Origin of the sequence: Chitinophaga sp., from assembly GCF_036569125.1 — a bacterium.
In the GTDB taxonomy this organism is placed as follows: domain Bacteria; phylum Bacteroidota; class Bacteroidia; order Chitinophagales; family Chitinophagaceae; genus Chitinophaga.
This window is the reverse complement of the sequence record NZ_DATCRF010000439.1, coordinates 1-5936: the sequence shown is the minus strand read 5'-3', so window position 1 is coordinate 5936 and position 5936 is coordinate 1. Positions and strand designations below refer to the sequence as shown.

The window sequence follows — 5936 nt, the reverse complement described above, 5'->3', positions numbered from 1 at the left end:
GTTTGGGGGTATACCCCACGGCTATGATGCAGCTGATACAGCAGATGATGACGCTGATTAAGTGATGTGCTAATGTGCTGATATGCTAATGTGCTGGTATATGTTAGGGATGCGGATCGGTCTTCGCTCCATTCAGTATATACCAGCACATTAGCATATTAGCACATCAACACATTAATACCCGTAGTGCTTTTGTGCTCCGAAGGCTATCGGTAACCCTATCATTACAACAATAATAGCCATGCCCAATAAAGCAGGCGCCCAGCGCAAAGGCGCCTGCTGGTAATTAGAAAGGGGTAATACGGCCAGGTTCATTACCAGCCATACCAGTACGCCGAACAATACGCCGCTTACTACCCATTGCCGTTGCAAAAAGGGCAGGTGGGGATACAACAGGAAATAAGCTGTTGTAAAGATGAGCGCAAGGGCGTAGTGGAACAGCAGCCCTGTTAAGGCCATTGGAAAACCGCCGGCATATGCTTCCCTCCCAAATACGCCACTGGCAACGCCCTGCAGGATCTGTACAGGGGTGGCTTTTCCCATAATAAGCGCATACACGGTAATGGCGGAGAGAATGTCCAGGGTGCCGGCTATTAGCCCGGTCCGTAAAATGGTGTTTACATTTGATGCTACAGAATGCGCTGTCATAATTCTTGTTTCCTTTTTTTAAAGCATGGTTCCCGTTAACGAATTATAATTGATTTGTCGTAACCTTTTTGGCGGAAGGAGTTGGGATTCATGAATTGGTTGAATTGAAATCACATCAAATGTAAACAAGGATCATAAAGGGTTGTAACAAATTCGACCAGGGGCCGGGCAGCGCATACAAACAGCAGCCAGTAGTATCGGAAAGGCGTTGGTAGGTTGCAAACAGCCCGTTGGTGGTTGTAAGCGGTTAATGGTGTACAATTACAAACTCCGTAATGTATATGGCAAGCGCCGTATATCATGGATGGGCGGGCATAATGCCTTTCCACCCATGATCCCGGACCACTCCTGCCAAAGAATGGCAGCAGCTTAATACAAAACAGGGGAGGTAGTAGTTTGGTCCCTGTTCGTGTCATACCTATACTGAAAGGGGTTTTTCTTTGAATGTGGCGTACATAATGATCCTGGAAGCAATATGTTTTTGGGGCCACAAACTGATGAAAATAAAATCCCTGGAAAAGGACTTTCCTGTAATGTCATGATCAGCAGAAGATATAATATCTCCACGGCCCGGCTCCGGGTATTACCCGCAGCGGGAGCAGCTGTTTAATAACCTGTTTTCCAATTCTGTGTAAGTGGGGCCAACTTCAGGTTGCTGAAGGTAGTTCGGCTTACTTCAGCACCTATATTCTTTTGTACTCAATGTGAAATGTTTTAGGGGTTAATAAAAATGTGAATCGGCAGTAAAGATAAAGCTTGCCTGTTTTTCTAAAAATTGAAAACTATTAACGGTTTTGTATTTAAAATAAACGGCAGCCTCCGCTTTTCCAAAGGCCCTTGCTAAAAGTGGAACAGCTCTTTCATGCGTGTCATAAACGGCTCTTTCTTACGGCGGCTTACTTCTATCTGCGCCCCGTTGGTCATAATAACAGTGCCGCCTTCCCCGCGCTGGTACTCAATTACATGCTGCAGGTTCACCAGGTACGATTTATGCACACGCAAAAAATTAGTGCCGGTAAGCAGCGCATCATAATCGCTTAATGGCTTGGATACAATGATGGATTTCTTATTCACCAGGTGCACAATGGTATAGCTTCTTTCTGCGGCGCAGTACACGATCTCATCCAGCTTTAATACGGTGAAACCCTTGAGTGTAGGCAGGCACAGACGCATTTCCATGGGCATGCCGGTTTTGTGAATGTTGTAGGCCAGCGTGGATACAGGCTCGTTCTCCTTTTCTGCAGCGCGCCTTTTTTCAACCCGCTGCACTGCTTCCATCAGGCGGTCCTCATCCACCGGTTTCAGTAAATAATCTGCGGCGCTGTATTGTAATGCCTGCAGCATATACTCATTATGCGCCGTTACAAAAACCACTTCAAAATCCTGGCGGGAAAGGTCCATCAGCATTTCAATGCCGTTCTTACCGGGCATCTGAATATCCAGGAAAACCACGTCGGGTTCCAGCTCCTGCAGCTTTTGGCTGGCCACTGCTGCACTGGAGCAGCTGGCCAGCACATTCACCTGCGGGCAGTTGTTTTCCAGCATTTTACGGAGGGTTACTATGCCATTCACCTCATCGTCAACAATGATTGCTTTCATATTATGTATTTTTAAAGATCAGTTAGTTTAAAGCGGAGCACCGCCTGTGTACCGGTGTTATGATGGCCGTTATCACTACGGTCTGTGATGGTTAATGCGCAATCCATATGGTACTTCTCATTCATGATGCTGATGCGGTTGCGCAGGTTATCCAGCCCTACTGAGCGGTGCGATGTTTTGCGCTGCTGCTTCAGCTTTTCTGCCTGCCGTATGCCAATGCCGTTATCTGTAATTGCACAGGTGAACACTTCGCCCTGCAGGCTAAAAACAATGTCCACGGCCTTTTCTCCTTCGCGGTGCATTAACCCGTGCCAGATGGCGTTTTCCACCAAAGGCTGTATCATTAATGTGGGGATGGTAATATCTTCATCCGCCAGCTCATCATCTGTTTGTATGGTGTAGGTGAAGGAATCATCAAAGCGCAGCTTTTCCATTTGCAGGTAACTTTCCAGGTACTCAATATTTTCCTTCAGCGTTACAAATGACTGCTTGGACTGGCTGAGCGTAAGGCGTATCATTTGCGCAAACTTGCTCAGGTAGCGGGATGCATTGGAGATGTCCTGCTCCAGTATCATGCGCTTAATACCATTGAGCGCATTAAAAATGAAGTGCGGGTTCATTTGCGTTTGCAGGGCCAGCAGCTGTGCTTCGGCCAGCTGCTCGTTAATAGAGTTCAGCTCTTCATGCTTAATACGCAGCGTTTGTTCCGATGCCAGCTGCCGCTGTAAAATGCCGGTACGCCACCTGAACACCGTGTACACAGCTATGGCAGCCAATAATAGTAACAGGCCAAAGAACCAGGGCGTAAGCCAGAAGGGCGGCAGCACGCGAATCGTGAGCTCCTGCACCTGCTCGGGCCAGCGGTTGTTAATAGCAAAGAGTTTTACCTGCACACGGTACAGGCCTGGCGACAGGCTGGCAATGTTAAATGTATTGCGCATGCCTAACTGCTGCCAGCTGCTGCTATCTGCTTTTAAGATGCGATAGGCAAAACGCTGGCTGCTGCTGTACAGGAAATTAATGCTGCCCAGCGTAACCGTAATATCATTCCTATACCAGCTGGTGGTAATTTCTTTAGCGGGAAAATGGATCTCCTGCTGATCACCAATGCTGATATTTTCAATAAAAAATGGCGGCGCCGTCATGGTTGTAAGCAAGCTTTCAGGGTCGAATTTTACAAGGATACGGGAAAACCCTATGCTGAGTTGCCTGCTGGCGGTATCGTAATAAAATTTGCTGCCGTCTGCTACCGGCAGGTCAGGAAATCCATCTTCCTTACCAAAGGATACCATCCGCAGGGTGGCCAGGTCGAGGCAGGAGAGGCCGGAGTGGCCGGCCATCCACAGGCGGTTGTTCACCACCGTCATGGCGGCGATGTTATTATCCTGCAGGCCGTTGCTGCGCGTAAAATGCAGCCACTTACCGCTGCGCAGGTTATAGCCGGTAAGGCCATTGTTGTTACTGTTACACCAGATGGTGTTATGTCCATCCACCACAAAATTATTCACCTGCCGGTCCGGCATTTTAATGTAGGGAAAGGTATCTATTAAGCGGTCGAACTGTTGGGTGAAGGGGTTGTAACGGCACAGGCCATGCCCGGCCATCCATATGTTACCTGCACTGTCAAGGCCCAGGCGCAGCGCGCGTTGTATGCCACGGTACAGGGGCGTAGCGGTATTAACGGGTGTAAGCTGCCGGGTGGCTGCGCTGTAAGTATAAATATTGGCGGCGGTGATCCAGGTACGGCCCTGCCGGTCTGTTTGCAGGTCGGCGGCTTCATACTCCGGCAGGTCCCAGTGCTGCAATACTTTATGGGTTTGCAGGTTCAGGCGCAGCAGGGGGTGTTCCGTGCCTACCAGCAGGCTATGCTCATCTGCAGGGGCTAAGCAATAAATATTATCTGCTGCTGCAGCATAATTTTTAAAGCTGATGCGCTTATTAAAACGGAGAGGTTGCTTGTCAAACACCAGCAGGCCGCCGTTCTCCCGGCAGGCTACGTACAGCTGATTGCCGGCGCCATACACATCATCCATTATTAAATTAGGGAATGCGGTATGGATGTTTGGCGGCAGCGCGGCCTGCTCAATCCGCGCCTGGAGGTTGTGCTGGTGGAACAGCCCTTTGTTGGTGCCTACCCATAAATAACCATCACGGTCTTTTAACAGGCTGTTGCAGCTGTAGGCGGCAAAATATTTTTCCGGGAAAATGTGCGCATTGCCCGTTTGCGGGTTAAAGATCATTTTATGAAAACCGGATACCTGTCCGGTAAAATAAAAAAGCGTATCATTTACCTGTATCAGCTTGGAACGCTCGCCTATCAGGCGTTCCTGGTAGGGGAGCACCGGCAGGCGGCTTACTATTTTTTGCTGTGTAGGCACATCAACATAGATGAGGCTATCGGAGTTTTCAGGCAGTATAAAAAAGCGGCCCGTTCTGATCTGGAACACCTTTGACTGGGAAAGCGGCAGGTATTCCGCCAGCAGCGGGCAGTCGGCCGCCTCCATTTTTTTTACCTGGTGCGTAAGCGTGTTGTAAAGGTAAAAGCCTAAATAGGAGGTGATGATGAAGCGCTGCTCATCCAGCTGCAGGAGGCCAATGCCAAAGATCAGCGGCTGCGTGATCTCACTGTCCTTGTAATGATCATACCTGTATACGAGGCGGTAATTCTGATCATAATGGTAAATGCCCGGGCGGGTGAGCACAATGATATCCCCGTTGTTGCAGGGCCGCACCGACATAATGTTATTGAACTTATACTGGAACTTTTTTTGTTTGTAGGGGATGAAGATGTTACGCGCATCGCCGGTAGCGGTGTTGATCATATGCAGGCCCACACCGGTGCGCACACCCAGGCGCGACTGGCCTAAGAATACCAGGCCTTTGATCTCTTCTGCGGGCAGCGATAAACTATCATCCGTATTATGGAACTGTACAAACTGGCTGCCATTGTAACGATTGAGGCCGGAGGAGGTAGCCGCCCAGATATAACCGGTGGCATCCTGCACCAGGCTGGTAATATAATCATCAGATAAACCCTCTTGCCGGGAGTAACGGGTGAAATCACTTTCACGAAGATCCTGGGCCGTTAACAAATTACAAAAGAGGCATAGCAGGGGCAGTAAAGTTAGCCGAACATACATACCTGTAAACATTGGGGTGGCCCCAAAGTTACTTTCTTTTGCGAAAAACCGGTAACTGAAAATTTATTGCTCCAATACCCGCATCACCAGCTCTTTATAGCTGCGGCCAATGGGAATGGGGGCGCCGTTGATCTCTACATCGGTAGCGGTAAAGGCATCGATCTTATTCTTTGATACAATAAAGGAGCGGTGCACGCGCAGGAAATTGTTCTTGGCCAGCAGCTCTTCAATTTGCCCCAGCTGAAATTTGGTGAGGATGGTTTTATCGCGGGTTACAATACGAATGTATTCTTTCATGCTTTCAATGTACAGGATCTCATCCAGGTACACCTTTACCATTTTTTTGCTTACGTTAAAGAACAGGTGCGTTCTTTCCGGAACCGCTGCTACGGCTGTTACAGGGGCTGCGGCTGCAGGCATTTTTACTTTGTTCACCGCCATCAGGAAGCGGCTGAACTCAATGGGCTTAAGCAGATAGTCCACCACATTCAGCTCATACCCCTGCAATGCATATTCCTGGTAAGCGGTGGTAATAATGATCTGCGGCGG

4 protein-coding genes are annotated in these 5936 nt (G+C 48.9%); all 4 read right to left on the bottom strand.

Annotated elements, in window-relative coordinates; genetic code table 11:
* Positions 1 to 174: 174 nt before the first annotated feature.
* Entirely contained in the window at positions 175 to 648 is a 474-nt protein-coding gene (locus VIM87_RS16410) for a hypothetical protein (RefSeq protein ID WP_331998042.1), read from the bottom strand.
* Between the two features lie 840 nt (positions 649 to 1488).
* Complete coding sequence (locus VIM87_RS16405; protein ID WP_331998041.1) at positions 1489 to 2247, bottom strand: LytTR family DNA-binding domain-containing protein; 759 nt, start codon at positions 2245 to 2247, stop codon at positions 1489 to 1491.
* A gap of 11 nt (positions 2248 to 2258) precedes the next feature.
* The gene (locus VIM87_RS16400; RefSeq protein WP_331998040.1) at positions 2259 to 5387 is read right to left on the bottom strand and encodes a sensor histidine kinase; all 3129 of its coding nucleotides are present in this window, start codon (positions 5385 to 5387) and stop codon (positions 2259 to 2261) included.
* A gap of 63 nt (positions 5388 to 5450) precedes the next feature.
* Positions 5451 to 5936 (bottom strand): LytTR family DNA-binding domain-containing protein (locus VIM87_RS16395; RefSeq protein WP_331998039.1); only part of this gene is annotated, 486 nt, incomplete at its 5' end.

Excerpts from the sequence above, each read along its gene's own strand:
- VIM87_RS16410 (WP_331998042.1), bottom strand. The coding sequence starts at position 648 with ATGACAGCGCATTCTGTAGCATCAAATGTAAACACCATTTTACGGACC.
- VIM87_RS16405 (WP_331998041.1), bottom strand. The coding sequence starts at position 2,247 with ATGAAAGCAATCATTGTTGACGATGAGGTGAATGGCATAGTAACCCTC.
- VIM87_RS16400 (WP_331998040.1), bottom strand. The coding sequence starts at position 5,387 with ATGTATGTTCGGCTAACTTTACTGCCCCTGCTATGCCTCTTTTGTAAT.